The organism is Hymenobacter sp. 5516J-16 (assembly GCF_022919335.1).
Classification (GTDB): domain Bacteria; phylum Bacteroidota; class Bacteroidia; order Cytophagales; family Hymenobacteraceae; genus Hymenobacter; species Hymenobacter sublimis.
In genome coordinates this window covers 3,851,057-3,874,379 of the sequence record NZ_CP095058.1, presented here as the reverse complement: position 1 = coordinate 3,874,379, position 23,323 = coordinate 3,851,057, and the positions used below count along the sequence as shown (strand labels likewise).

Sequence of the window (23,323 nt, the reverse complement as noted above, 5' to 3'; positions counted from 1 at the left end):
TCCGCTCGTGCGCCGAGCCGGAACTCAGCCTTACTTAGCCTGTTGCAGCAGCCAGGTCGCTAGGTCCTTCGCCGCCTGAAAGTTCTGGTACTCGGCCGGAATCTTGCGGCCATCCACGTATTCGTTGTAGAGCCACGGGTCACCCACGGCGAAGACTGTTCCCTTGCCTACCTTGGCGGTGGCCATGATAACGCTGCCGCCTTGGCTAACCAGGGGCTGGGCTGGGGCTTTCACGTCCAGCGGGGCCAGCTCCTTGATGTAGGCAGCGCGGGCCGTTTTGAACACCGCATTACCCGCGGGCAGCTCTACCCTACCCTGCTCAAATTGGGTGCCTTTCACCATGTTCAGGTTCTGGCTTTTAAACTGGATGCCAAAGGCCTGAGCAAGGGTGTTGAAGCGCGGAATCTCGCAGTTGCTGGTGTCATTGGCCATGAGCACCAGCGTGCCGCCGTCTTTCACCCATTTCGTTAAGGCCTGCACGTCGGCAGGTTGCACGAAGTTGGGTTTAGCCGTTTCCTTTTTGGTGTCGGGGTCCACGATGATGTACACGTCCACACCTTTCAGCGCGGCGGCCGTAGGCGCGGTAGTTATAGTAGCGGTTTTGGCGCCCAGGTCGCGCAGCTGCTGGCCCCAGAAATAGAAGCCGCCGTGGGTGCGCTCATCCCAGGTGTAGTGCCAGGTTTCCTCCTGCCCGCTAAGGGCATTCTTGCGCAGCTCGTGGTTAAAATAGTTGTCCACGGCTACGGTTTTGCCTTTGCCCAGGGTGCTTTCGGCGGCCACTTCCATTTCCAGGCTAGCGAGGATGAACGGCCCAACGCCTTTCAGATCGTTCTTGCGTAGGGGTTCGGAGAGGTAGTACTCGAAGCTACCGTCGCGGTAGGGGTTGCCACCCAGGCCACCCACGCTTACCGTGCCGTTGAAGGCCAGGGCATTGCTACCTTCCGTGGCCACGAATTGCTTAAGCAGGCCGTCATAGCCTTTGCGGGCCACCTCGGCGTACTTTTTATCGAGGTAGCCCATGCGCGCGCCCTTCTGCAGAAAGTACACGAACATGCTGCTGCCGGAAGCCTCTTGGTAGTTGCCTTGGCGCGCGGCCTGGTCGACCACCAGCGCCCAGGTGCCCGTTTTGGGGTCTTGGTATTTTGCCAGCACGGGTGCCAGGCGCTGCACGTTTTTGATGAGCTGCTGGCGCTGTGGATGGTTCTGAGGGAAATAGTCCAGCACATCTACCAGGGCCATGGCGTACCAGCCCATGCCCCGGTCCCAGAAGTTCGGCGACTGGCCCGTTTGCTTGTTGGCCCACTTTTGCTCCCGGCTTTCATCGTAGCCGTGGTAAAGCAGGCCGGTTTTGGGGTCCACCAGGTTCTTCTCGATGAGGGCAAATTGCTTGGCTACGTCGTCGAAGCCAGCGGGCTGGTTGAAGGCCTTGCTGTACTCGGCGTAGAAGGGCTCAGCCATATAGAGGCCATCCAGCCACATCTGGTTGGGGTACACCTTCTTGTGCCAGAAGCCGCCGGCCTTGGTGCGCGGCTGGCCTTCCAGCTGCTTGCGCAGCAGTTGGGCCGCTTTCTGGTATTTCTCGGCCTGGGGCACCGACATCTGGCTGAGCGTGAGCAGAGCGTGGCCGGTGGTCAGGTTATCGAGGTTGTAGTCTTCCAGCTTGTAGGTGCGAATGGTGCCATCGGGCCGCACAAACTGGTCGAGGTCTTTCTGAATGTAGGTGAAGTAGCGCCCGTCGCCGGTGCGCTGCCACACCCGCTCCAGGGCCTTCAGCATCAGCCCCTGCTCGTAGTCCCAGCGGGCCGTTTTGCGGTTACCAATGACGATGGAATCGGGGTGCCAGCTGATGAAGGCATCCGCCATGCGCTGCGACATCGGCCGTCCCGTGCTGGGCGTGGTTTGAGCCTGGGCAGTAAGCGAGGCGAGCAGCAGACCGGAAAGCAAGAAGCGGCGGGAGAGCATGGGTAGGAAGTAGCGTGTCGGGGATTTTAAGGAGATGCTTCGCTCTGGAGGCGCCATTACAGCTTAGAAACCGTCACGACTTTCTTGGCCACCTTCTCACCCATTTCTACGCCTTTTTTCGCGGCTTTGGTGTCGGTGTTGCGCAGGGTTACGGCCTTGCTGCGGCTACCCGTAACGCGCAGTAGCAGGTCGGCGCCGGGGGCGTAGCGCAGGTTGTCGAAGCTGATGTTGCGGCTGTTCTGGACTTCCAGCACGGGGTTGGTTTGCTTGGAAATCAGGGTCACGTTCTTGAGGCGGATCCCGTCGGCTTCCTGGCACACCAGGCCTTTATTGCTTTCCAGCACTGTGTTTTCAATGTCCACGTCTTTAATGGCCATTTCCGGCAGACCGCGCACCAGAATACCCGTGTTGGCGCCCTTACAGGTGACGTTCTTGATGCGGAAGCCGCGAAACTGGGGCGTGCCTTCGCCCAATGGCTCGGCCTTGATTTCCGGAATGCCGTAGGCGTCGCCGTTTACTTGCACCGGGTCTTTGGCGGCGTAGTACATATCGAAAAGGATGGCCTCGCCGGCAATGTCCGTCATGTCCACGCCATCCACGAAGATGTTTTCTACTACCCCGCCGCGGCCCCGGGCTGTTTTAAAGCGCAGGCCTACGTCGGTGCCCATGAAGGTGCAGTTGTTCACGTAGATGTTGCGCGCCCCACCCGACATTTCCGAGCCAATTACGAAGCCGCCGTGGGCGTGGTACACTTTCGTGTCACGGATAATAAAGTTCTCGGTGGGCACGCCGCGCCGGCGGCCTTCCTCGTCGCGGCCCGATTTGATGCAGATGCCGTCGTCGCCCACGTCGAAAGTGCAGCCTTCCACCAGGCCGTTGCGGCACGATTCCAGGTCTAGCGCATCGGTGTTCTGGCCGTACCAGGGGTTGCGGGCCGTGACGTTGCGCAGGGTGATGTTGTCGCAGAGCAGGGGGTGAATGGTCCAGGCCGGAGAGTTCTGGATGGTAAAGCCTTCCAGCAGAATCTGCTTGCAGCGCTGCAGGCTGAGCATGTTGGGCCGCAGGAAATCCTTGAACTCCTGGTACTTGCTGTAGTCGGGCTGCTGACCCGCCTTAATGGTCCAGGGCTTGTTGAGCGTGGAGCCTTTCAGGGAGCTAGCCGAAGGGTACCAGGTCGTGCCCTTATCATCCACTACCCCACCCGATTTTACCAGCCGCTGCCACTGCCCGGCGTTGAGTTTTTCCTTTTTCACCATGCGCCAAGCGTCGCCGGCCCCATCAAAGGTGCCCTCGCCGGTAATGGCAATGTTCTCTAGGTCGTAGCCGGAAATGGGCGACTGGTTGCGCACGGCGTCCTCGCCTTCCCAGTTGGTTTTAATCAGCTGATAGTCGGAGAGCTTGTTGCTGAATTGCACCAGGGCGCCCTTGGCCACGTGCAGGTTTACGTTGCTTTTCAGCTGAATAGGGCCCGTGAGCCACAATCCGCGTGGCACCAGCACTACCCCACCCTTCTGGCTGCAGGCCTCAATGGCTTTGCGGAAGGCTTCGGTGTTCAGGGTTTGGCCATCGGCTACGGCCCCGTACTTCGTGATGTTGAAGGTATCCTTGTTGAAAGTAGGCTGAAGCACTACCGGCAAATCGTACTGATACTTGCCCGTGAAGGCCAGAGGCTGCAGGTGGCTGGCAATGCCTAGGTTCATCTTCTTCACGTCCTGAGCTACCAGCTGCGCCACCCGCTCCGCGCCATAAGCAGAGAAGTGCGTATTGTCGAGCTTGGTGTTGTTGGCGCCGTTCTGGTAGCTCCAGAACAAGGGCTTGGAACCGGCGTCGCCGAGTTGGGAGTACAGGCCCCAGCTGGTTTCGTGCAAGTCAATCAGGGGTACTTTCTGGGTTTTGGCTACCTCCTTCACTACGCCGGGGTAGTCGCCGTGGTCATCCTTGCGCTTGCCTTGCTCGTCAAAATAACGGCGACCAACGGGCGTGAGCAACACAGGATTGGCGCCTTTAGCGCGGGCTTCCTGCACGTAGCGAGTTAGGTTCTGGCGGTAGGCGGTTTGGGGGGCGGCGTAGCGGGCGGTGTCTTCCTGCTTGGAGTCGTTGTGGCCGAATTGAATGAATACCCAGTCGCCGGGCTTGAGCTGGTCCAGCACTTTGGCCCAGCGGCCCTCGTGGCGGAAGTTGCGGGTGCTACGCCCGTTCATGGCGTGGTTCTGGATGGCCACGCCTCCATCAAAATACTGCCGGAAGTACATGCCCCAGCCGCGCTCGGCTTTGTCTAGGGGCTTGTCCGACATGGTGGAGTCCCCAACCAGGAAGATGGTGGTCTTGCGGTCATCGGCGGCCGGGCGGAAGGCCAGCAGCGCAACAGCCAGCAGCAGAACGGCAAATGGTTTCATACAGAGCGGGTGGGAAGGAGTTCAAGAACCAGGCACGCTTGCTCAGAGTGCACCCGGGAAAAGGAGTTTTCCGTGACCCGGCGCGGGTGAGTGAGTGCTGAATACATGTTAAGGTTAGCGGAATAGTTGGCCTACCCTGCACCCTCGTCCAGCATTTTTTGTGCAATCGTTATCGGGAACGTTCCCAATGCCAGCATTCGTGCCCGCGGCGGCAGCTACCTGGCGGCAGCGCCTACCCTATCTACTCACTTTGCCTTGGGGTTTAACTGGCTGAAGCTGCCCGTCAAATTGCACTTACCGCTACCCACAAAAAAAGAGTGCGGCCGGAGCGCGCACTCTTTTTTGTATTGGCAATCGACGTGTACAGAGTCCGGGGCCGCCGGGTAGGTGCCTACACCGGCCGCCGCGGGGTTGCTGCCAGTTGCTTAGATGGAGCTGAGGAAGGTTACCAGCGCATCACGCTCTTGCTTGCTCATCTCGGTCACGATTTTGCGCGAGTTTTCGCCTTCGCCACCGTGCCACATAATGGCCTCTATTACGTTGCGGGCACGCCCGTCGTGCAACAGGTTGGTGTGGCCGTTTACGGTTTGCTGCAAGCCTAGGCCCCACAGCGGAGCCGTGCGCCACTCGCGGCCGGAAGCCAGGAAGTCGGGGCGGTTGTCAGCCAGGGCCGGGCCCATGTCGTGGAGGAGTAGGTCGGTGAAGGGAGCAATAACCTGGTTTGATACCTCAGGGCGGCCGGGCAGCGTACCGGTTTTCATGCGCGGCACGTGGCAGCTACCGCACTCCGCCTTGGCAAACATTACGGCGCCTAGTTGCGCCTGAGGGCTGCTATTGTTGCGGAAGGCCGGTACCCCCATGGTCTGGGTGAAGACGGTCAGGTCACGGATTTGCTGCTCGCTTAGGTTTAGTTGGGCCGAGGCGCTGGTTTCGCCGGGCTCCACCGGGAACACCGGCGAGGTCAGGCCCATGTCGCCGTTGGCGGCACCGGCATTTTGCTGCCGCAAAGTGGGTTGGTTGGCTTTCCAACCGAAACGACCAATGCGGGTCCGGCCCTGCTCTACGTCCCACACCCGGTTAGGCCGGCCCGAAACACCGTTGTTGGTATTCACGCGGGCAAACTCCAGAATGGTTTCTTCGCGCACGGCTTCCAGCAGGCCCAGGCCCGTTACCTGGGAACCAGTGCGGGGCGAAATCATGGTGCCGGTGGGCAGGTTTTGCGTGGTTTTCACGAAAGTGTACGTGGGCCGCCGCAGGCTAACGGTGCTGCCATCCTTGAACGGCAGGCTGGGCTGTTCCGTGTAGCGCACCAATACGTTGCCTTCGGCGCTAGCGCCGCGCACATCATCTTGGGCGTCAACTCCTTCTACCACCATCAGCGGCTGAATCTGGTCGCCGAAACCGGGCACTGGCTTGGGCTCTCCGTGGGGGCCGGTGCCTGGCAGGCTCACGCGGAACAGCAGCTGCGGGGCCAACTCGCCGGTCGTGGCATTCACCCGGGGCAGACCAGCGCGGGAGCCGCCCAGGTGGCAGCTCTCGCACCGCACGTTGTTCCAGAGCGGAGCTACCTCGCCCAACTCAAACGTGCGCTGGAACACTGTCTTGCCATTCAAATGAGCCGTCATGTCAACACCGCCCAGGTTAGGGGCCGGCTGAATCATGCTCAAGCTGCTGACGTCGTTCACGGTGGTCTGGCCGCCCGCTAAGGTGAACGTGGGGAAAACTTGCCCCCAATCCACGTTCAATTCGTCATCGCCCTCATTATTAGCCGATGTTGTAACCTGCAATGCGTCAGGACCTTCCAGCTCAGGTTTTTCGCAAGAGGTTAGCACTGTCAATCCTACCGCACAACTTACCAACTTCCAGGAGGTAAAGGGTTTTATCATATAATTGTTCTAAAATGGGAATGAAACTGCAGCAATATACAATATAATTCTACTTTGATATTGTTATATTCCGTATAAAACTATTTTTATTTTCTATGACTATACTGTTCAAAACTTGGCTTTTTCAGTTGATGCAGCGCAACGCTGGTTACGTGCCACCTGCGTGCGTTAATTAGCCTTCTCAAAGTTGGAAGCAATGAGCCTTCTTTTGGTCTACTTGCAGCTATGTATTGGCACGGCGAAACAGCAACCTGTCAGACTTCTACCCCTCAGGTTAGCCCAACCGCCGCACTAGCCAGAGCACAGCACTTAGCAATAAGCTCAGCAGCAGCATGGAAACAATGGGCGCGTAAAACCGGAAGCCCGGCCGCTCAATGCGGATGTCGCCGGGTAGGTGTCCGAACCACTTCAGCAGGCTGCCGCCCCCAAGCCAGAGGAAAGCACCCAAAGCCACCAGAATCAGGCCGAGAACAATGAAGCTTTTACCGAGTTGGGGCGTCATGGGTAGGCTGATATTGTATCGTGCGTTATAATCCCTCGAAAACCACTCCCACCACGTATGAGGATGAGGTCTATCCCAATCGGCTTTTCGGTGTAGGGCAACAAATGAATAGATTCTGGAAGATAGCTGTACTCGTGTAAGCGTAGCAATTTCTGAGGCAATTGCAGCAGCGCGGGGCCACTGGCGTTTTCATCAGCAACCGCTGCCCTAGCGCTGAAACAACTGAAACGCAGCACCAGGAACTGCCCATTAGCGCAAGTCAACCGGAGCTGGCTATGAAACGACGCACCTTAAATCAACGGCCCGTTTTCTGTAGTGTAAACTACATGGGTAGCTTTTCTAGGGCTATAACAACCCACTAAAACCTAGTAACTTCCCGATAATACTGGAATTCAGCAGGACACGCTTCAGTAGTTGAAGTTGCCTGCTGCTCCCAGGAGTAACAGCAAATGCGCAGAAGTAAAGGGTGAGGTCATTACCCCTGCCCAAACACCGGCTCTATTCTACCTTCGGCACCTACCTGCAGGGCGGCCTCGTAACGGTTGCCGGTTTTGGCCGACACGAATCCGCGGATGACGCCGGTTTTGCCTTTGCGCAGAAGCTGATTCATCTGACTGTCGGTGAGAGTTTTACCGCCCCACTCGAACGGCACCCGGAACTGGCAGTCCTCGCGGAAGCGGGAGCAGCCCCAGGCACTTTTACCTTTCAGCATCTGGCCCAGGCGGCACACGGGGCACGGAATCTGGCCGGGGTCGGTGGCCGTAGTCGGCTTGCTTTCGGCGGCGCGTACCAACTCCAGCGTGTACTGCGGGGTGAGGCGGATGGCGGCGCTGAACTTGTTGCCGGCGTCATCCAAAAAGCCCTGCATAGCCTGGGTACGGCCTTTTTTCAGTAGGTCGCCTACTTGCTTGTCGGTGAGCTTCTTGCCCTCATACTGTGTGGGTAGGCGCAAGGCGCAGCCCTCGCGCCAGCGCGAGCAGCCCAAGGCCGTTTTGCCGCGTAGCACGTGGCCACTGCCGCAGGCTGGGCACGGCCCCAGCGCACCGGGCACGGCGGGGGTAGGTGCGGCAGCCGGAGCCGCGGGCCGGGTAGCAGCGGCTTTGCTTCCAGGGCCAGCGGCGTCGGGGCTGGCGACCGTCACGGCGCGGCCGGAGCCGTCCTGCTTTACCTCGTGCACCATTTCGCGCACCAGCTGTTTCAGCTCGCCCAGAAATTGCTCTTGGTCGAGCTGACCGCCTTCAATCTGGCGCAGCTTTTTTTCCCACTGACCTGTCAGCTCCGCCGATTTGAGGGTGGGGTTGCGAATCAGCCCGATCAGCTCCACACCGGTAGCAGTGGGCACGATTTTCTTTTTGTCGCGGCGGATATAGCCCCGCTTAAATAGGGTTTCAATGATGGCCGCACGGGTAGAAGGCCGCCCGATGCCGTTTTCCTTCATGGCCTGACGCAATTCATCATCGTCGACGTTGCGGCCGGCGGTTTCCATACCGCGCAGCAACATGGCCTCCGAATACTCGCGCGGGGGCTGGGTCATTTTGGAATCGAGGCGGGGCTTGTGGGGGCCGTTTTCGCCTTTCTCGAAGCTGGGCAGCACGGTATTCACCACGTCATCGTCCCCTCGCCGGCCGCTTTCGGGGCCGAGGGAGCCTGCTGCTTCTCCGGGTCGCCGTACACCACGCGCCAGCCCGGGTTCAGAATCTGGCGGCCCCGCACGCGAAACGTGCGCCCAGCTGCTTCGGCCGTAACGGTTGTGTTCGACACCTCACAATCGGGGTAGAAAGCGGCCAGGAAGCGACGTACAATGATGTCGTAGACGCTGTGCTCGGTGCCGCCCAGGCCGCTGGCGCTGGCCCCGGTTGGGATAATGGCGTGGTGGTCGGTGACTTTGTTATTATTGAATACTTTGCCCGACTTCTTGATTTTGCCCGCCAGCAACGGAGCCGTGAGGCTATTGTAAGCGCCCAGCCCGCGCAGGATGCCCGGAATTTTCGGGTACTGGTCGTCGGGCAGGAAAGTGGTGTCGACGCGGGGGTAGCTCACCACCTTTTTCTCGTAGAGAGCCTGTACCGTTTTCAGCGTGTCTTCGGCCGACAGGCCCAACTGGTTGTTGCACTGCACCTGCAGGGAGGTCAAATCGAATAGAGAAGGTGGGGTTTCCAGGGCCTTCTTGATTTCGACGTTGGTTACCGTGAGCGGCACGTCCTTCACGGCGGCCATGGCGGCGTCGGCCTCTTCTTGGGTTACAAAGTAGCCACGGGCTTTCAGGCGGGCCTTTTCGTCGGGCTCATCGTCTTCGGTCATGCCTTTTTTGGGCGGGGCCACGTGGCTGAACATGGTGCCGCGGTATTCGGTGCGCAGCACCCAATAGGGCTCGGGCTTGAAGTTCTGAATTTCGTGGTAGCGGTCCACGAGCAGTGCCAGGGTAGGCGTCTGCACCCGCCCGATGCTGAGCACCTGGCGCTGGCCGGGCGCATACTTCAGGGTAAACAGGCGGGTAGCGTTCAGCCCCAGCAGCCAGTCCCCAACGGCGCGGCTTTTGCCAGCCTGGTACAGCTTGTCGAACTCCGCTCCGTCGCGCAGGTTCTGAAAACCTTGGCGGATGGCTTCTTCCGTAAGAGAGGAAATCCAGAGGCGCTTGGTGGGCTTGCGGTACTTGGCTTCTAGCAGCACCCAGCGCTGAATCACCTCTCCTTCCTGGCCCGCGTCGCCGCAGTTAATAACTTCTTCGGCGTTGGCCAGCAGGTTTTTAATGACGGTGAACTGGCGCACTACCCCATCGTCGCGGCGCATAAGCTTGATGCCGAAGTTCTCGGGCACCATGGGCAAATCGTGAATGCTCCAGCGCTTCCACTCGGGGCGGTAGTCCTCGGGCTCCCGCAGTTGGCAGAAGTGGCCGAAGGTCCAGGTTACCTGGTAGCCGTTGCCTTCAAAGTAGCCATCCATTTTGCGGGTAGCACCCAACACCTGGGCAATTTCGCGGGCCACGCTGGGCTTTTCAGCAATACAAACTTTCACTAGGGGCTAATTCTCGCTGATTCGTACTCAAATTTTGCTGGCGGCAGCGCCAGTGAGGAATCAACAAAGATACGCCGAGAAAAAGTCGGTTTACCCGCGGCGTTTGCAGCGGGTCGAAGCGGGTCAGGAAGCCGAGGCCAGCTCCAGCTCATGCTGGGTTACAAAGTGGTAGCGCACCTCGTAAAAGCCCGCATTCGATACCCGGTCCAGCATCACCACGCTTTCAATTTCAAAGGGCAGCCCCCGGGCCGCAATCCGCACTGGGTTCAGGCGGCGCTGGAAGATAATTTCTTCGCGGGCAATATGCAGGGCCGCATTTTCGGTGGCCGCCTGCACGCGCACATAAAACAGGTTGGCCAGCGGAAACTGCCGGTGCTCCAGAATTTCGCCGTCCCAGTTATCGAAGTTGTCCAGCTCTTTGGGGAAAGCGCTGTCGTAGCGCTCATCCAGCACCTTCTGCTTTACCTGGTGGTAGGCAACGGGCGTGTTCAGGCGGTGGGTAATCAGTTTTACCAGATGGGCCACCTCCAGTTGGGCACCCTGCTCAACCAAGCTACCACGGTGGTAAAGCCCAAACAGATTTTCCTGCTCGTTATGGGTTATTACTACCCCGCTGGCGGCCGCTACCTCGCGCAGTTCCTGGTCGTAGAGGCGCTGGCTGGCGTAGAGTTGGCCCCAGCGGTTCTCGGGGGTAGCAGCACGCCAAACTCGTCGGGCGGGGTGAGCACCATGGTTGAGGAATTGTTGCCCTCAAAGATGCGGGGGTAATACTGCTTAAGCTGGCTAAAGCTGAGCCCAGCTACCCACAAGGCAAACGTGGTGCGGTGCAACCGGAAGGTGCCGCCTTCGCTTCCCACGTAGTAGCCAATGGAGGTAAAGCGACTAGCCTGGTTTAGCGGCAGAGTAATTACCTGGGGCTCGTTGTCGGCATTAAGACCGAAAAAGCACGGATGCCCTTGTTCGGCGAGTTGAAGAACGTGTAGGCCGAAGGGAATATTCTCTTGTATTCCGGGCAGGCTGGTACCGCGGTACTCCAGCTCCTGCTTTTTCACTTCACTAGCTAGGTGCACTAGTGAATCATAGGCAAACAGTTCTTCAATTTTTCTCAACCCGTGCATGGTAACACTACTGATTTCTGTACCGCACGGCAATATATTGCGATATGGTTGAATTTTTGTAATATACAATACAATATATAGTACATAAAATTATATTATTAAGAAATAACTATTTTTACAATCGATTCACAACCAGCCTCTTGTTTTCTACTTGTAGCAGCAGCTCCTCCAGAATAAAGTCAGAAGCTTCGGGCCTGGGTAGCACTTGCGGTGGGTGAGTTGGGCGGGCTCGAAGGTAGCGGTAGGCAAGGCAGCGGCTAGTGGCAGACGTGGGCACAAGGAGTAGAGCAGGGCCTGGTTGGCTCCGTGCTACCTGATAACATCTAGCCAGATAACATCTACTTTCTTTCTCGATTTTTTGAGCTACTGTCCTACGAACTCCAGCAAGGCACGTGAATGCGCGCCTGCAACAGGTGTAGCAGTTAGGCTAACCTACTCTGATTTCTTGCGCATGTGCACTGTAGCCACGCACCGGAACCCCAACCAGCTTTGTGGCCCGGGTAGGCTTGCCGCGTTTCCAAGGTCAGGCCTACCACCGAGGACTTGAAAGAGCCCCCTTTGGCTACGCCTTTGGTAGCCGTCATTTCAGCCACGTTGCCAATTACCTGCTGCAGGCCAATATTATTGGGCGGCCCGTCGGTGATGCGCTGGAGCGGGAATACCTCCTTGGCCGGGCGCACTTGAACACCTGGTTGCTGCCCGCTAAGTAGTAGTTTTCCCGCAAGTTGAAGGGCAGTGCATACGCCACTTCCTCCGCCGGATGCGGCAGCTGCTGGGCATCTAGGCAGGCCGTTAGGACGTCGGCCTGGGCTAGCTTTTGACCCTTGGGTTTGCGAACCGGGCGGGTCTGAATTACTTCGAAAGGCCGGGGACCAGCCCCTACCCCACCGGCGGCGGCCAGCTGCCACTCTTGCTCCGTGGGAAGGCGGTAAGTTACCGTCACAGCGTAGTCACGCAACTCTGGGTGTTGCTTCCGAAACTCCGCGCCCTGAAAGTAAGCCCGGTTAACCGCGGCGCTCCGCCACCGACAATATGCCTGGGCCTGCTCGTAGCTGATGTTAGTGGCCGGGTAATAGCGGTAGCCCGGCGCCCGGAAGTAGGACTGCGGCGCCTGGTCCTGCTCAGGGTCGACGACGGGCTGCCACCCGGTCGAGTCGGGCAACTGGGAGCGGTACAGGGCAAGTGTAGAGTCGCGGCGCAGAAAGTGCAGGTACTCCAGCCAGTGAATGTTGGCTACCTCCGTTTCATCCATGAACAGATTCTCCGCCACGCGGGTAGTGCCGGGCGGCTCAGGCAAGGCCGGCTGCGTGGCTCCCGTCCGGGTACCTTGGGCCCAGATGAAGGCGGGTAGCAGCAGAATCAGGCCCACGGCGGCGCATACGTTGCTTTTGTTTTTCATACCCAATATACAAGAGGCAGCAGCCTGGAGCTTTTTGTTTAGCGCAGTACCAAATATAAAGCCATAGCCCGCTACGTGCCGAGGTAAAACCCGCCGTTCCCGGCTAAATTATGGCTGGCTCCGTATTTGGTCAGAGTCTTCTTGATCAGGAATCTATGTGGTGGATGTTTTCGTTGTTGGCTGCGCTGTCGGCCGCCGTTGTGGTTACGCTTTCCAAGGTAGGCGTCAAAAATATTGAGTCGAGCGTAGCCTTTGCCGTGCAGTCGGTGCTGATTGTGGGCGTGGCCTGGGGCGTAGTAGCCTGGCAGGGCCACCTGGGGCAGGTAGCTGAAATTGACCGGCGAACCTGGCTATTCCTGATTGCCGCCGGCGTTATTACCTGTGCCTCGTCGCTGTTGTCGTTTCAGGCCCTGAAGCTGGGCCCGGCCTCCCGCACCTCCTCCTTCGACAAAATCTCGCTGGTCTTTTCCATTCTGCTGGCCGTATTCTTTCTCAAGGAAAAAGTGACTTGGCAGGTTATCCTGGGCGCTACCATGATGGCCGGCGGCGCAATGCTCATTGCTTTTACCCGCAGTAGCGAGTAATCCGCTGTTTCGCTTTGAAGACAGGATACGGTTTCGGGCATACTTCAATACCTACCGTGTCTAGCGTAGTCAAAACCAAGCGCTCCATACACGCAAAAACCGCCGCAGCCAGTAGCCGCGGCGGTTCCACACATCGAAAGCGCACTCCCCTCAGACTACGCCCGATGATGCTAGTAGTGACATAAGCCGGGTTAGTCCGGTGCAAAATCTCGTTTTCTCTTTTGGTATTGGATGCCCGAGGGCCCGGGTATTAGTGACCAGCAGCGCTGGTTCTGTAGATTTCCTTCAGCTTGCCTTGCAGGTCATCTTCTACCTTCAAATCCTTGAGCAGACCTTCTTTAATATCATAAACCAAGCCGTGCAGGCGCGGGGCTTGGCACCTTTGCGCGCGTTCTGAATGATGTTGGTTTTGGCCAGGTTACGCACCTGCTCAATCACATTGAGCTCGACCAAACGACGTAGCCGGGTTTCCTCGTCGGCAATGGCCGAAATTTCGGCGTCGTGCACCCGAATTACGTCCCGGATGTTGGTGAGCCAGCCATCAATGAGGCCGTACTGCTTGTTGCCAGCGGCGGCGGCTACCCCACCGCAGCCGTAGTGCCCTACCACCAGAATATCCTCTACGCCCAACACTTCCACGGCGTATTGCAGCACGGAAAGCAGGTTGTAGTCGGTGTTCACAACCATGTTGGCAATGTTGCGGTGCACGAACATTTGCCCTGGGCCGGTGCCCGTAATAGAGGCGGCCGGCACCCGCGAATCGGAGCAGCCAATGAACAGGTACTGGGGCTTCTGGCCGTTAGCCAAGCGGTTAAAAAAGTCCGGATCAGCGGCGCGCTTTTCTTCAACCCATTTGCGGTTATTTTCCAGAATTGGCTCGATGCCTTTCATAAGCGGGGAATTAAGGAGGTGAGTAGAAAGGAAAGGTACTAGGTGTACACCACGGCGGTAGCGCGAAGCTCCTCCGTATTAGTGTCCTAGAACCTGTACGTGCTCAATGCCGCGTAGTTCCACCTGAATGCCGCGTTCTGGGGCGGAAAGGCGGAAGTTTTCGATGGCTTCCAGCACATCGTAATCAATGTGGGAGGAGTTCGTGCCGTCGATGAGCACGTGGGTGTTGCTTGGCAGCTCGTGCAGGACCTTTACAATGCTGGCCTTATTCAGGAAGGAAACCTGCTCTGATAGTTTCAGATGCAGCGGCCCTGACTGCTGGGACGGAGGAGTGCTCAGGAAGTAAGCCGACTCGTAATTGGCCTTCAGAATGTAGAAGATGCCCACTACCAGTCCCACCGATACGCCCTTGAGCAAATCCGTGAACAGAATGGCAATAATGGTGATGATGAAAGGCAGAAACTGCTGCCAACCCAGCTTCCATTGGGTGCGGTAGAGGGCGGGCTTGGTGAGTTTGTACCCCACAAGCAACAGCACCGCCGCCAGGGCCGACAAAGGAATCTGGTTCAGCACCGACTCTAAGAAAAGCAAGCTGGTAAGCAGCAGCAAGCCGTGAAAGAACGTCGACATCCGGGTTTGGCCGCCGGCATTAATGTTGGCGGAGCTACGCACAATAACGGCCGTCATGGGCAGGCCACCGAGCAAGCCATTCAGCAGGTTGCCGACGCCTTGCGCGAGCAGTTCCCGGTTGGGGGGCGTCACGCGCTTATACGGGTCAAGCTTATCTACGGCCTCTACGCTGAGCAGCGTTTCGAGGGAGGCGACAATGGCAATGGTAAAGGCCACCGTGTAGGTAACGGGCCGGCGGAAAGCAGTCCAGTCGGGGGCAGTAAACACGTTGGCGAAATCCTGCCAGGCAGAAATGGACGGGAGGTTGACGAGATGCTCAGGGCGAATGCGCAGCACGGGCGCGGCCACGTCGAGCACGTTATTAAGCACAATCGACAGCACCACTACAATTAGGGCGCCTGGCACGAGGCGCAGGAACGCCACGCGCTTGGTGAGTATATTATCCCATACCAGCAAGGTTCCTAAGGAAACTAGCCCTACCAGGGCTGAGCCGGCGCTAATACCGCCCATGGCCTTTTTAATAGCCGAGAAAGTGTTCAGGCCATCGAACTGCAGAAAGTCCATGTCCTCGAAGTAGTCCGCATCGGCGCCCACAAAATGGGGAATCTGCTTTAGAATCAGAATCAGGCCGATGGCGGCCAGCATCCCACGAATCACGGAGGTAGGGAAGTAAAGGCCGATGATACCGGCCTTGGCCACGCCCAGCAGCATTTGCATGACCCCGGCTATAACCGTGGCAGCCAGCACGGCCTCAAAGGTACCCAGCGTGCTTGTAGCCGAGAGAATAATGGCGGTTAGACCCGCGGCCGGGCCACTGACACTAAGCTGCGACCCACTTATCCACGAAACGATTACGCCTCCAATAATGCCGGAAATAATTCCAGCCAGTAGGGGTGCTCCGGAAGCCAGCGAGATGCCTAAGCACAACGGCAGGGCTACCAGAAATACAACCAGGCCGGCAGGCAAATCTTTGCCTAGCGTTTTCCAGGGGGAATTGGGAATGCCAGTAGGCTGCTGCAGAGCTACTGGCGCTTCGGATACCGGAGCAATTTTCGACATGAACGAGGGGAAGTAGAGAGGTCGGATACTCCGGGCGGCTCCACAGAAACCTACCAGGCGTATGCAAGTCTATGACGCCGTCGTTAAGACCTAATTAAAAGGGAGTTAAAACCAAATTAAAATTATAAATGACTAATTTTCATATACTTATAAAGTTCTGCTGTAAGCCGTTAATTCTTCGTTTTAAACTACTGCGGCGGGTAAATCGAGGGTCACGGCTGTGCCTTGCTTCAGCTGGCTTTCTATGCTGACGATTCCCCCGTGTAGCTCCATAATTTTTGCCGTTAAGGGCAGGCCGATGCCGTGGCCAGGAACGTTGCGGACTGCTTCGGCCCGGAAGAAAGGAACGAATACTTGCTGCCGGTCGGCCTCACTCATGCCCACGCCCTGGTCGCGCACCACTAGCTGAATCCGGGTGCGGGTGGCCGTGAGCGTGGCTACAACGGGTTCGGTGCAGCCACTGGAAAACTTGCAGGCGTTTTCCATAATGTTCAGGAAAGCGGCCAACAGCAACGCTTCGTTGCCCAACACGCCATACGGAACCCGGCGCCGGTTATCAGCGGGTTCCCCAAAGTCTAGGTCGATGCGGCAGGTAGGATGGCGGCGGTGCACCTCCTCATGGGCCAGCAACAGCAGCTCATCGAGCCGAACCAGGGTGCGCGGTACCTGGGAGGGGTCGTCGGAGGCGCGGGCAATCTGGAGCAGGCCGTTGGTGAGGTCTTTGAGCAACCGGGCCGCATCGAGGGTACTTTGCAATACGCGGCGGTACTCCTGGGGCGTGCGCTCCTGCTGAAGCAAAGCTACTTCTAACTGACCGATAATGGCCGTGAGAGGCGTGCGCAGTTCGTGGGAGGCGTCGCGCACAAAGGTGCGCTGCCCGGCAAAAGCCGTTTCCAGGCGGTTCAGCAGACTGTTAAAGCGCTGGGCCAGCAACGATACCTCATCCAGCCCCTCGGCTTGGGAAAGGCGGCGGTGCAAGTCGGAAGCCGTAATGCTGTCAACTTCCTGAATAATGCGCTGCATGGGCTTGAGGGCCTGTCCGGCAAAGAAGAATCCTCCAATTCCGACTATTACGAAGGAAGCGAGCAGCCCCGAGAGCAACACGGTAAACAAGTCGTTCATCTTCTGGCGGCTGTCGGCATCAACGGAGGAAGCTACTACCACAAAGTCGCCGCGGGCCGCGTCGCGGTAAAGCAGCCCCACGGTTTGGCGGTAGTCGTCTTCCAGCACTACCTCCCGGCCGGCTTCGCGCACGGTGCGTAGCAGTTCCTGGGGTACTGGCTCGCGCCCGTCACGCCCTTCCTTGAACACTACTTGGTCGTTGGCATCGAATACGCGCACCTCTTCCTGGGGAAGGGTACGGTAGAACTGCCGCAGGTACCGGCGGTAAGAGGCCCGGCTTTCCTCATCGGCGCGGTTGGTCCCGTCGAGGTAGACGTGGGCCACAATGCGGGCCCGGGCAAATAGGCTCTCACTAAAAAACTCCCGCCGCGAATGGTAGGTGAAGTAGTAAATCACCAGAGAGAACAACAGCAGCGTAACGGCCAGAATAAGGGCGAACTGCAGCGTCAGGCGGGTGCGAATGGTCATGGAGCAGGATGTAGTGGGCAGGCCCGACAAGGAAAAAGCAAGGTAGCACCGAACGATTAAGGGTAGCTCCAAGCAGGAAGGCTCCTGTCATCAGCATAGCTAGTAGCTGTTACCAATTAAGGTCTACGCACACTAAAAAACGGTCATGCAGAGCTGGCGGCGAAGCATCTTGCGCGCTGGCGTAGTAGGATTACTATGGTAACCTCAGCACGCGAGATGCCTCACCGCTGGCTCTGCACAATGTTCCTCGGGTTAACTGTAAGACCTCCTAGCTTCCGGCTGGCCTTTCTCCTGCTCTACCCCTTCTTCTTATACGCTTAGGCTTCTTCCTTCATCACGTAGCCCATACCCACCAGCGTATAGATCAGCTTGGGGTGAAGTCCTTGTCAAGCTTTTTGCGCAAGAAGTTGATATACACGTCAATGACGTTGGAGCCCGTATCAAAGGACGTTTCCCAGACGTGTTCCAGGATGTCAACCCGCGATACTACCCGGTTTTGGTTGCGTAGCAGGTACTCCAGCAAGGCAAATTCCCGGGCCGTAAGCTGAATCGTTTGGCCGGCGCGCTGTACTACTTTGCGCACGGGGTCCAAGGTTAAGTCGGCTAGGCGTAGCACGGCCTCGGTGGTGGGCATTTCCTGACGGCGGCGGGTAAGGGCCCGGATGCGGGCCAGCAGCTCCTGGAAGGCAAACGGCTTAACCAAGTAGTCGTCGGCGCCGGCATCGAGGCCCCGGATTTTGTCGTCGGTTTCGCCGAGGGCCGTGAGCATCAGAATAGGCACGCCCGTATCCTGGGCCCGCACCTGACGGCATAGTTCCAGGCCACTCAGGCCGGGTAGCAGATTATCCAGAATCAGTAAATCGTAGGTGCCAGCCTGGGCTAGGCGCAAGCCCAGCAGTCCGTCGGCGGCTAGGTCCACGGTGTGGTGTTGTTCCGTCAGGCCTTGGTGCAGAAAGGAGGCAACCTTGGGTTCGTCTTCAACCAGCAGAATCTTCATGGGCAGGCTATACGCAGCTTAAAGTCAGCAAGGTAGTGTCCGGGGCCAGAAGTAGAGAAATACTGGGCAACTGTAACCAGCAAGGGGTCATTTCCGTTGCCTGTATCAATACAAAAAATTATCAGAATAATTTAAATATTCCTTGACATTGCGGATTGAATCCAATACGTTTATGGAAATATTCAATGGTAAGCTTATGCCCAAACAACTGATTTAGACTCCTCTGCCAGGTTTTGGTTAGTAGCCGCCTTCTCCCGCTTCACCTCTCTCCCTCCGCTGCTATGCTGTCAATGCTCCGCCGTTTCGGCCGTACTTTTCTGTTGCTGTTTTTGCTAATGCCGCTGATTTTCAGCGGGTGCGTATCTCAAAAAAACCTACCCTACCTGCAGGGGGCAACTACAATACCCGCACGCCCGTGGCGGCCGACAATGCCCCGCAGCGCTACCGCATTCAGGCTGGCGACGTGCTCAGCATTCGGGTGCAAAGCACTCAGTCCCAACTCAATGAAGCCTTCAATACGGTGGATACTCGCGCCGTGTTCAATGGCGACCCGGGCAACCTCTACCTGACTGGTTACTCCGTAGATGATGCCGGCAATATTAACCTACCCACCGTCGGCCGGCTCAAGGTGCTGGGCCTTACGGTAGAGGAAACCCAGGCCGCCGCCCAGCAGCAGGTAGCCCGCTACGTGCGCGACGCCAACGTACTGGTAAAGCTGCTCTCCTTTAAAGTAACGGTGCTGGGCGAGGTGCGCAATCCGGGCCGCTACTTCGTGTATAACGCCCAGTGCACCCTCCTGGAAGGCCTGGGTCTGGCCGGCGACCTGACCGAGTTCGGGAACCGCCACAACGTGAAGCTCATCCGGCAAACGACCAAGGGCTCGGAAGTGGTGCTAATTAACCTGACCGACCCTGCCCTGCTCACCTCGCCCTACTTCTATCTACTGCCCAACGATGCCTTGTACGTGGAGCCCCTGAAGGCCCGCACCGACCGGGGCAACGCCGGCAACCTCGCCCTGGTTTTCTCCGGCATTTCAGCTGTCGTGCTGATTCTCAATTACCTGAAAGTTTTCTAACGCTACCTCCCGCGCCTTTCCCGCGTCTACCCCATTTAACTACCAATCGGAATGGAATCACGTCCACACACTCCCGCCGATGAACTTGACCTGCACGAGCTGTTTTTTCGGCTCCGTCAGCGCTGGCCCTTGTTCCTGGCGTCGCTTCTGCTAGCCGGCCTGCTGGCCTTTCTTTACCTACGGGTAAAGGAGCCGGTGTATGCTTTCCGGTCAACTATGCTGCTCGGCGACCAAGGCACGGGCTCTAAGCAAGCGCAGGAATTGCTCAAAATCCTGGAAGTAAAGGAGAAGGGCACCAAGATGGAAGACGAAATTGGGCTGCTGACTTCCGCCGACATGGTGGGTCAGGCCCTGCAGCGCCTCCCCTTCAATGTGCAGTATTTCGCCGCGCCGGCTACCTGGCTGAACAGCTTCCGGGATGTGCAGGTGCGCGAGCGGCCCCTGGGAGCCGTGCCGTTCCGGCTAGTGCCCGACCCCTCCGCTCCCCAACTCACGGGCGTACCTATTTACGTAGAGCCCCTCCCCGACGGGCGCTTCACCCTGAAAGCCGATGCCGACAAGGGCACTCTTTATAGCCTGCCTACCGGCGAGCTAGTGCGGGAAGTGCTTGATGTGCATCTGAACGAAACGGTGCGGGCCGGCGACACGCTGCGCCACCCCTTGCTCACGGCCGTAGTGCAGGCCGAGCCCAGCTACCCAGCCGGCGGTACGGCGGAGCGCTATTTTGTGCTGCTGCGCGACCATGTCAGCCTGATTGGCGAGTACTCTCAGCATCTGAGCATCAAGCCCATCGACCGGGAATCACGCATGATTGAGCTGACCAGCAAAGGTAGCGTGCCCCAGAAAGAAATGCAGTTTCTGGATACGCTAATGCGCAATTACGTGCAAAACGACCTGCAGACGAAGAACCTGACGGGCCAGAAAACGGTAGCCTTCCTCGACAAGGAAATTGGTCACCTCTCCGACTCGCTCCGCCGCTCTACGGCGGCGCTCAGCTCCTTCCGGGCCGCCCGGGGGTAGTTGATGTAGAGGCTCAGTCGGCCCGCGGCATACAGCAGCAGGGCGAGCTGGAAATGCTTCGGGCCAAGGTGGCTACCAACCGCAAGTACTACCAGAACATGCTCAGCTACCTGCGGGCTAGCAAGGGCACCAACCAAATTGTGGCCCCCAGCAGCGTGGGCATTGAAGATCCGGTGGTCAACAACTTGATTCTGCAGCTCACCGACCTGAACAGCCAGCGGGCCGCCTTGGGCGTGAATGCCAGCGCCGAAAACCCCATGGTAACCGTGCTCGATGAACGTATTCGGCTGGCCAAAGAAACCCTGACTCAGACGCTGAACAACATGACCCGGGCCGCCGACATTGCCCTGCGCGACCTAGACTCGCAGCTGGGCCAGGTGCGGGGTACCATGAACCGGATGCCGGAAAATGAGCGGCAGCTGGCTACCCTGAAAAGCAAGACCGACTTCAACGACAAGAACTACCAGTTCCTGATTGAGAAGCGCGCCGAGGCGGCCATTGCCCTGGCCACCAACGCCACCGACAAGAAAATAGTGGACGAAGCCGGCATGAGCGGCGACGGCCCCACGGCGCCCAAACCCGGCGTGGTGGCCCTCATTGCCTTGGTAGCTGGCTTAGTGCTGCCCCTGGGCCTGACCCTGCTGCTGGACAAAGCCAACCGCCGCATCCAAAGCAAGGAAGACCTCTCGCGCATTACCAACATCCCAATGTTGGGCGTGGTAGCCCACGGCACGGCTCAAGACAAGGAAAACATGCTGCGCGACCCCAAAGGACCCATTGCTGAGTCGTTCCGCTCTATTCGGGTGAACTTGCAGTACCTGGCCGCCGGCCTAGACAAGAAGCTGATTGGGGTTACCTCCTCGGTGCCAGGCGAAGGCAAAACCTTCTGCTCCGTGAACCTGGCCTCGGAAATGGCGCAAAGCGGCCGTAAGGTGCTGCTGCTGGAGTGCGACCTGCGGCGCCCCACCGTGGCGGGGTATTTCCAGTTGGGCCAGGCTTGCACTGAACACGGCCTGAGCAGCTACCTCATGGGGCTGAGCACGTTGGAAGACTGCCGCCACGCCTCCGGCGTGCGCAACCTGGATGTGGTGTGCTGCGGCCCAATTCCGGCCAACCCCACCGAGCTGCTGGAAAGCCCGCGCATGGAAGAACTGCTAGGCCAGCTGCGCGAGCAGTACGACTACGTTATTGTGGATACCCCGCCTACCGGCTACGTGTCAGAGTTCTTTATGCTGCTGCGCCACCTCGACGCCAACATTTACGTGGTTCGCCAGAACTATACCGACAAGGGCCTGATCAGCCACATCAACGAGCTGCACCACGAACAGAAGATCAAGCACATTTACATGATCATCAACGACATGTACTTCACCAAAACCTACGAGTACCGCCACAAGGAAAAGGTGTACGCGTACGGGTATTAAGAAGGCCGCTCCCCATTCCTTTCCGCTCCCTGCTCCCGCCGGAAGACGCTGGCCTACCCTCCCGCGCCTTCCGGCAAGATTCCCCGCTACCTCTCCCGCGCTGCGCTCAACCCTTTCTACCCGGATAGCCTCATGGCATCTTCTGCATCCAACCTGACCACTGCCGCCGTCAATGGTGTCAAGTGGTCGACTGCGGCTACTATTACTATTTCCTTGCTTCAAATTGGCTACACTGCCACCATGGCCCGCCTACTCACGCCGGCCGCTTTCGGGCTGGTGGCATTAGCCGGGGTTATTTTGCGTTTTGGCTCTTATTTCGCCCAGATGGGCATGGAGCAGGCCATTATCCAGAAGCCTGAAATTACCCGTGCCGATGTGCGGGCTGCCTTCACCTCCTCGCTGGGCCTGGGCATTCTATTTGCCGGGGCCCTGGCCCTGGGTGCCCCGCTGGCGGCCGGTATCGTGCGGGCACCCGAGGTAGTACCGGTGGTTCGGATGCTGGCCGTGGGCCTGCTCCTGACAGGCTTTAACGCCACGGCCCTGAGCCTGCTGCGGCGGCGCATGAAGTTCCGGACCCTGGCCATTATCGAGGTAACATCTTACGTGGTCAGCTACGCTGCCCTTGGCATTGGATTGGCGTTTCAGGGCTTTGGCGTCTGGAGTTTGGTAGCGGCTATGCTGGGCCAGGGCGTGCTGCTGACCATTCTCAGCTACGCCGCGGAGCGCCACGACCTGCGCCTGCTCTTCGACTGGGAAACCTACCGCCCCCTGGTGGAGTACGGCGGCCGGATGTCGGCCATCAGCTTTCTAGAGTTCCTGACCGGCTCCCTGGATACCTTGCTAATTGGGCGGCTACTGGGCGCGGCGGCTCTGGGTATTTACAGCCGGGGCTGGATGCTGATTGGCTTGCCGGTGTACCTGCTCACGACCAGTGTTTCGAAGGTCGTATTTCCTTCCTTTAGCCAGATGCAGACCGACCGCCCGCGGCTGAAAACGGTGTACTTGAGCAGCATCACGCTGATTGCGGCCCTGGTAATTCCTATTTGCGCCGGCGCGGCCATAGCTGCCCCGAGATTGTGCAAGTAATGCTGGGCCCGAGTTGGGCGGCGGCCGTACCCATTCTGCGGGTAGTGTGCGCCGCCTTTGGCATGAGCATGGTTACCATGTTTGCCGGGTAGTCTGCGACGCTACCGCCACGCTTACGCCCAAGCTCTGGCTGAATTTGGGCTACGCCGTGCTGCTGACGGGCTTGTTCTACGGGCTGAGCCGCTACGGACTGCTGGGCGTGGCCGGGGCTGTGGTCATCGGGGAAGTTATCCGGACGGTGCTGTACCTGCTGCTCATGCGCCGGGTGCTGAATGTTACTGTTGGGCAGGTGCTAGGTTCCTATGTGCCTGGACTTCTGGCCGGGGTGGCCGTGGCCGCCGGCATTGCCGCTACCCGCTTCCTGCTTCCTGCTGGCACGGTGCCGGCTGCCGTGCTGCTCGTGGCCGAAATTCTGACCGGGGCCTTGCTCTTGGCAGGCCTGGCCGTGGGCGCGCCGCCCGCCCGCCTGCGCACCGTGCTGCGCCGCCTACTAAGCAGCTTTCAGGGAGGTAGCAGCTCGGACGGCCGCTTCTCGGGGCTGCTGCACGCCTTTTCCCGACGGCTGGCCCGGCTTGATGGCGAGGTGACTCCCGTTCCGGTTTCCGCTTCTGCCCCCACTGCTACCCCGCCCGCCTCGTTGCGGCCGCACTCCGCCCTGCTGCCCGATCCTGAAACTGAACTCGTTTAGT

18 protein-coding genes and 1 pseudogene are annotated in these 23,323 nt (G+C 58.5%); 6 read left to right on the top strand and 13 right to left on the bottom strand.

Annotation, left to right across the window (positions count from 1 at the left end; genetic code table 11):
- Positions 1–30: 30 nt before the first annotated feature.
- The 9 genes from MUN84_RS19170 to MUN84_RS19130 all read right to left on the bottom strand — a co-directional run bounded on the left by MUN84_RS19170 (position 31) and on the right by MUN84_RS19130 (position 12,278).
- Complete coding sequence (locus MUN84_RS19170) at positions 31–1,962, bottom strand: glycoside hydrolase family 88 protein (protein WP_244695561.1); 1,932 nt, start codon at positions 1,960–1,962, stop codon at positions 31–33.
- A gap of 56 nt (positions 1,963–2,018) precedes the next feature.
- Entirely contained in the window at positions 2,019–4,358 is a 2,340-nt protein-coding gene (locus tag MUN84_RS19165; protein ID WP_244695560.1) for a glycosyl hydrolase family 28 protein, read from the bottom strand.
- A 425-nt stretch (positions 4,359–4,783) separates the two neighbouring features.
- Positions 4,784–6,097 (bottom strand): di-heme oxidoredictase family protein, encoded by a 1,314-nt coding sequence (locus tag MUN84_RS19160; RefSeq protein WP_244695559.1) that lies wholly within the window; start codon positions 6,095–6,097, stop codon positions 4,784–4,786.
- Positions 6,098–6,518: 421 nt separating this feature from the next.
- On the bottom strand, positions 6,519–6,746 hold the full coding sequence (locus MUN84_RS19155; RefSeq protein WP_244695558.1) for a DUF2905 domain-containing protein: 228 nt from the start codon (positions 6,744–6,746) through the stop codon (positions 6,519–6,521).
- Between the two features lie 475 nt (positions 6,747–7,221).
- Positions 7,222–8,352, bottom strand: a complete 1,131-nt coding sequence (locus MUN84_RS23235) for a DNA topoisomerase (protein WP_262920577.1) — start codon at positions 8,350–8,352, stop codon at positions 7,222–7,224.
- A complete protein-coding gene (locus MUN84_RS19145; protein ID WP_262920576.1) occupies positions 8,346–9,761 on the bottom strand; it encodes a DNA topoisomerase in 1,416 nt (471 codons plus the stop codon). The genes MUN84_RS23235 and MUN84_RS19145 overlap by 7 nt, the downstream gene beginning before the upstream one ends.
- A gap of 123 nt (positions 9,762–9,884) precedes the next feature.
- Positions 9,885–10,313, bottom strand: a complete 429-nt coding sequence (locus MUN84_RS19140) for a hypothetical protein (RefSeq protein WP_244695557.1) — start codon at positions 10,311–10,313, stop codon at positions 9,885–9,887.
- Positions 10,314–10,384: 71 nt separating this feature from the next.
- Positions 10,385–10,870, bottom strand: a complete 486-nt coding sequence (locus MUN84_RS19135; RefSeq protein WP_244695556.1) for a hypothetical protein — start codon at positions 10,868–10,870, stop codon at positions 10,385–10,387.
- 610 nt (positions 10,871–11,480) lie between these two features.
- On the bottom strand, positions 11,481–12,278 hold the full coding sequence (locus MUN84_RS19130; RefSeq protein ID WP_244695555.1) for an SUMF1/EgtB/PvdO family nonheme iron enzyme: 798 nt from the start codon (positions 12,276–12,278) through the stop codon (positions 11,481–11,483).
- A gap of 110 nt (positions 12,279–12,388) precedes the next feature.
- On the opposite strand from MUN84_RS19130, the gene MUN84_RS19125 reads away from it, so the two are divergent.
- Positions 12,389–12,862 carry an EamA family transporter gene (locus MUN84_RS19125; protein WP_244695554.1) on the top strand — a complete coding sequence of 158 codons (474 nt, stop codon included), beginning with the start codon at positions 12,389–12,391 and terminating at the stop codon, positions 12,860–12,862.
- Between the two features lie 315 nt (positions 12,863–13,177).
- Here MUN84_RS19125 and MUN84_RS19120 read toward each other — a convergent pair whose 3' ends face one another.
- From MUN84_RS19120 to MUN84_RS19105, 4 genes and pseudogenes are all read right to left on the bottom strand, one after another.
- Positions 13,178–13,753 (bottom strand): carbonic anhydrase, encoded by a 576-nt coding sequence (locus MUN84_RS19120; RefSeq protein ID WP_317239008.1) that lies wholly within the window; start codon positions 13,751–13,753, stop codon positions 13,178–13,180.
- A 78-nt stretch (positions 13,754–13,831) separates the two neighbouring features.
- Positions 13,832–15,442, bottom strand: a complete 1,611-nt coding sequence (locus MUN84_RS19115; protein WP_244695553.1) for a SulP family inorganic anion transporter — start codon at positions 15,440–15,442, stop codon at positions 13,832–13,834.
- A 183-nt stretch (positions 15,443–15,625) separates the two neighbouring features.
- Positions 15,626–17,062 carry a sensor histidine kinase gene (locus MUN84_RS19110; protein WP_244695552.1) on the bottom strand — a complete coding sequence of 479 codons (1,437 nt, stop codon included), beginning with the start codon at positions 17,060–17,062 and terminating at the stop codon, positions 15,626–15,628.
- A 287-nt stretch (positions 17,063–17,349) separates the two neighbouring features.
- A pseudogene (locus tag MUN84_RS19105) lies at positions 17,350–18,029 on the bottom strand (response regulator transcription factor).
- A gap of 355 nt (positions 18,030–18,384) precedes the next feature.
- On the opposite strand from MUN84_RS19105, the gene MUN84_RS19100 reads away from it, so the two are divergent.
- The 5 genes from MUN84_RS19100 (at position 18,385) to MUN84_RS19080 (ending at position 23,322) form a co-directional block, all read left to right on the top strand.
- Positions 18,385–19,104 (top strand): polysaccharide biosynthesis/export family protein, encoded by a 720-nt coding sequence (locus MUN84_RS19100; protein WP_244695551.1) that lies wholly within the window; start codon positions 18,385–18,387, stop codon positions 19,102–19,104.
- A 51-nt stretch (positions 19,105–19,155) separates the two neighbouring features.
- Complete coding sequence (locus MUN84_RS19095; protein ID WP_244695550.1) at positions 19,156–20,124, top strand: Wzz/FepE/Etk N-terminal domain-containing protein; 969 nt, start codon at positions 19,156–19,158, stop codon at positions 20,122–20,124.
- Between the two features lie 53 nt (positions 20,125–20,177).
- Positions 20,178–21,548, top strand: coding sequence for a polysaccharide biosynthesis tyrosine autokinase (locus tag MUN84_RS19090; RefSeq protein ID WP_244695549.1), 1,371 nt, complete (start codon positions 20,178–20,180; stop codon positions 21,546–21,548).
- 132 nt (positions 21,549–21,680) lie between these two features.
- Positions 21,681–22,634 carry an oligosaccharide flippase family protein gene (locus MUN84_RS19085; RefSeq protein WP_244695548.1) on the top strand — a complete coding sequence of 318 codons (954 nt, stop codon included), beginning with the start codon at positions 21,681–21,683 and terminating at the stop codon, positions 22,632–22,634.
- 46 nt (positions 22,635–22,680) lie between these two features.
- Positions 22,681–23,322 carry a hypothetical protein gene (locus MUN84_RS19080; protein ID WP_244695547.1) on the top strand — a complete coding sequence of 214 codons (642 nt, stop codon included), beginning with the start codon at positions 22,681–22,683 and terminating at the stop codon, positions 23,320–23,322.
- Position 23,323: the final 1 nt, after the last annotated feature.

Excerpts from the sequence above, each read along its gene's own strand:
- MUN84_RS19170 (WP_244695561.1), bottom strand. The coding sequence starts at position 1,962 with ATGCTCTCCCGCCGCTTCTTGCTTTCCGGTCTGCTGCTCGCCTCGCTT.
- MUN84_RS19165 (WP_244695560.1), bottom strand. The coding sequence starts at position 4,358 with ATGAAACCATTTGCCGTTCTGCTGCTGGCTGTTGCGCTGCTGGCCTTC.
- MUN84_RS19155 (WP_244695558.1), bottom strand. The coding sequence starts at position 6,746 with ATGACGCCCCAACTCGGTAAAAGCTTCATTGTTCTCGGCCTGATTCTG.
- MUN84_RS19130 (WP_244695555.1), bottom strand. The coding sequence starts at position 12,278 with ATGAAAAACAAAAGCAACGTATGCGCCGCCGTGGGCCTGATTCTGCTG.
- MUN84_RS19125 (WP_244695554.1), top strand. The coding sequence starts at position 12,389 with ATGGCTGGCTCCGTATTTGGTCAGAGTCTTCTTGATCAGGAATCTATG.
- MUN84_RS19120 (WP_317239008.1), bottom strand. The coding sequence starts at position 13,753 with ATGAAAGGCATCGAGCCAATTCTGGAAAATAACCGCAAATGGGTTGAA.
- MUN84_RS19115 (WP_244695553.1), bottom strand. The coding sequence starts at position 15,442 with ATGTCGAAAATTGCTCCGGTATCCGAAGCGCCAGTAGCTCTGCAGCAG.
- MUN84_RS19095 (WP_244695550.1), top strand. The coding sequence starts at position 19,156 with ATGGAATCACGTCCACACACTCCCGCCGATGAACTTGACCTGCACGAG.
- MUN84_RS19090 (WP_244695549.1), top strand. The coding sequence starts at position 20,178 with ATGCTTCGGGCCAAGGTGGCTACCAACCGCAAGTACTACCAGAACATG.
- MUN84_RS19085 (WP_244695548.1), top strand. The coding sequence starts at position 21,681 with ATGGCATCTTCTGCATCCAACCTGACCACTGCCGCCGTCAATGGTGTC.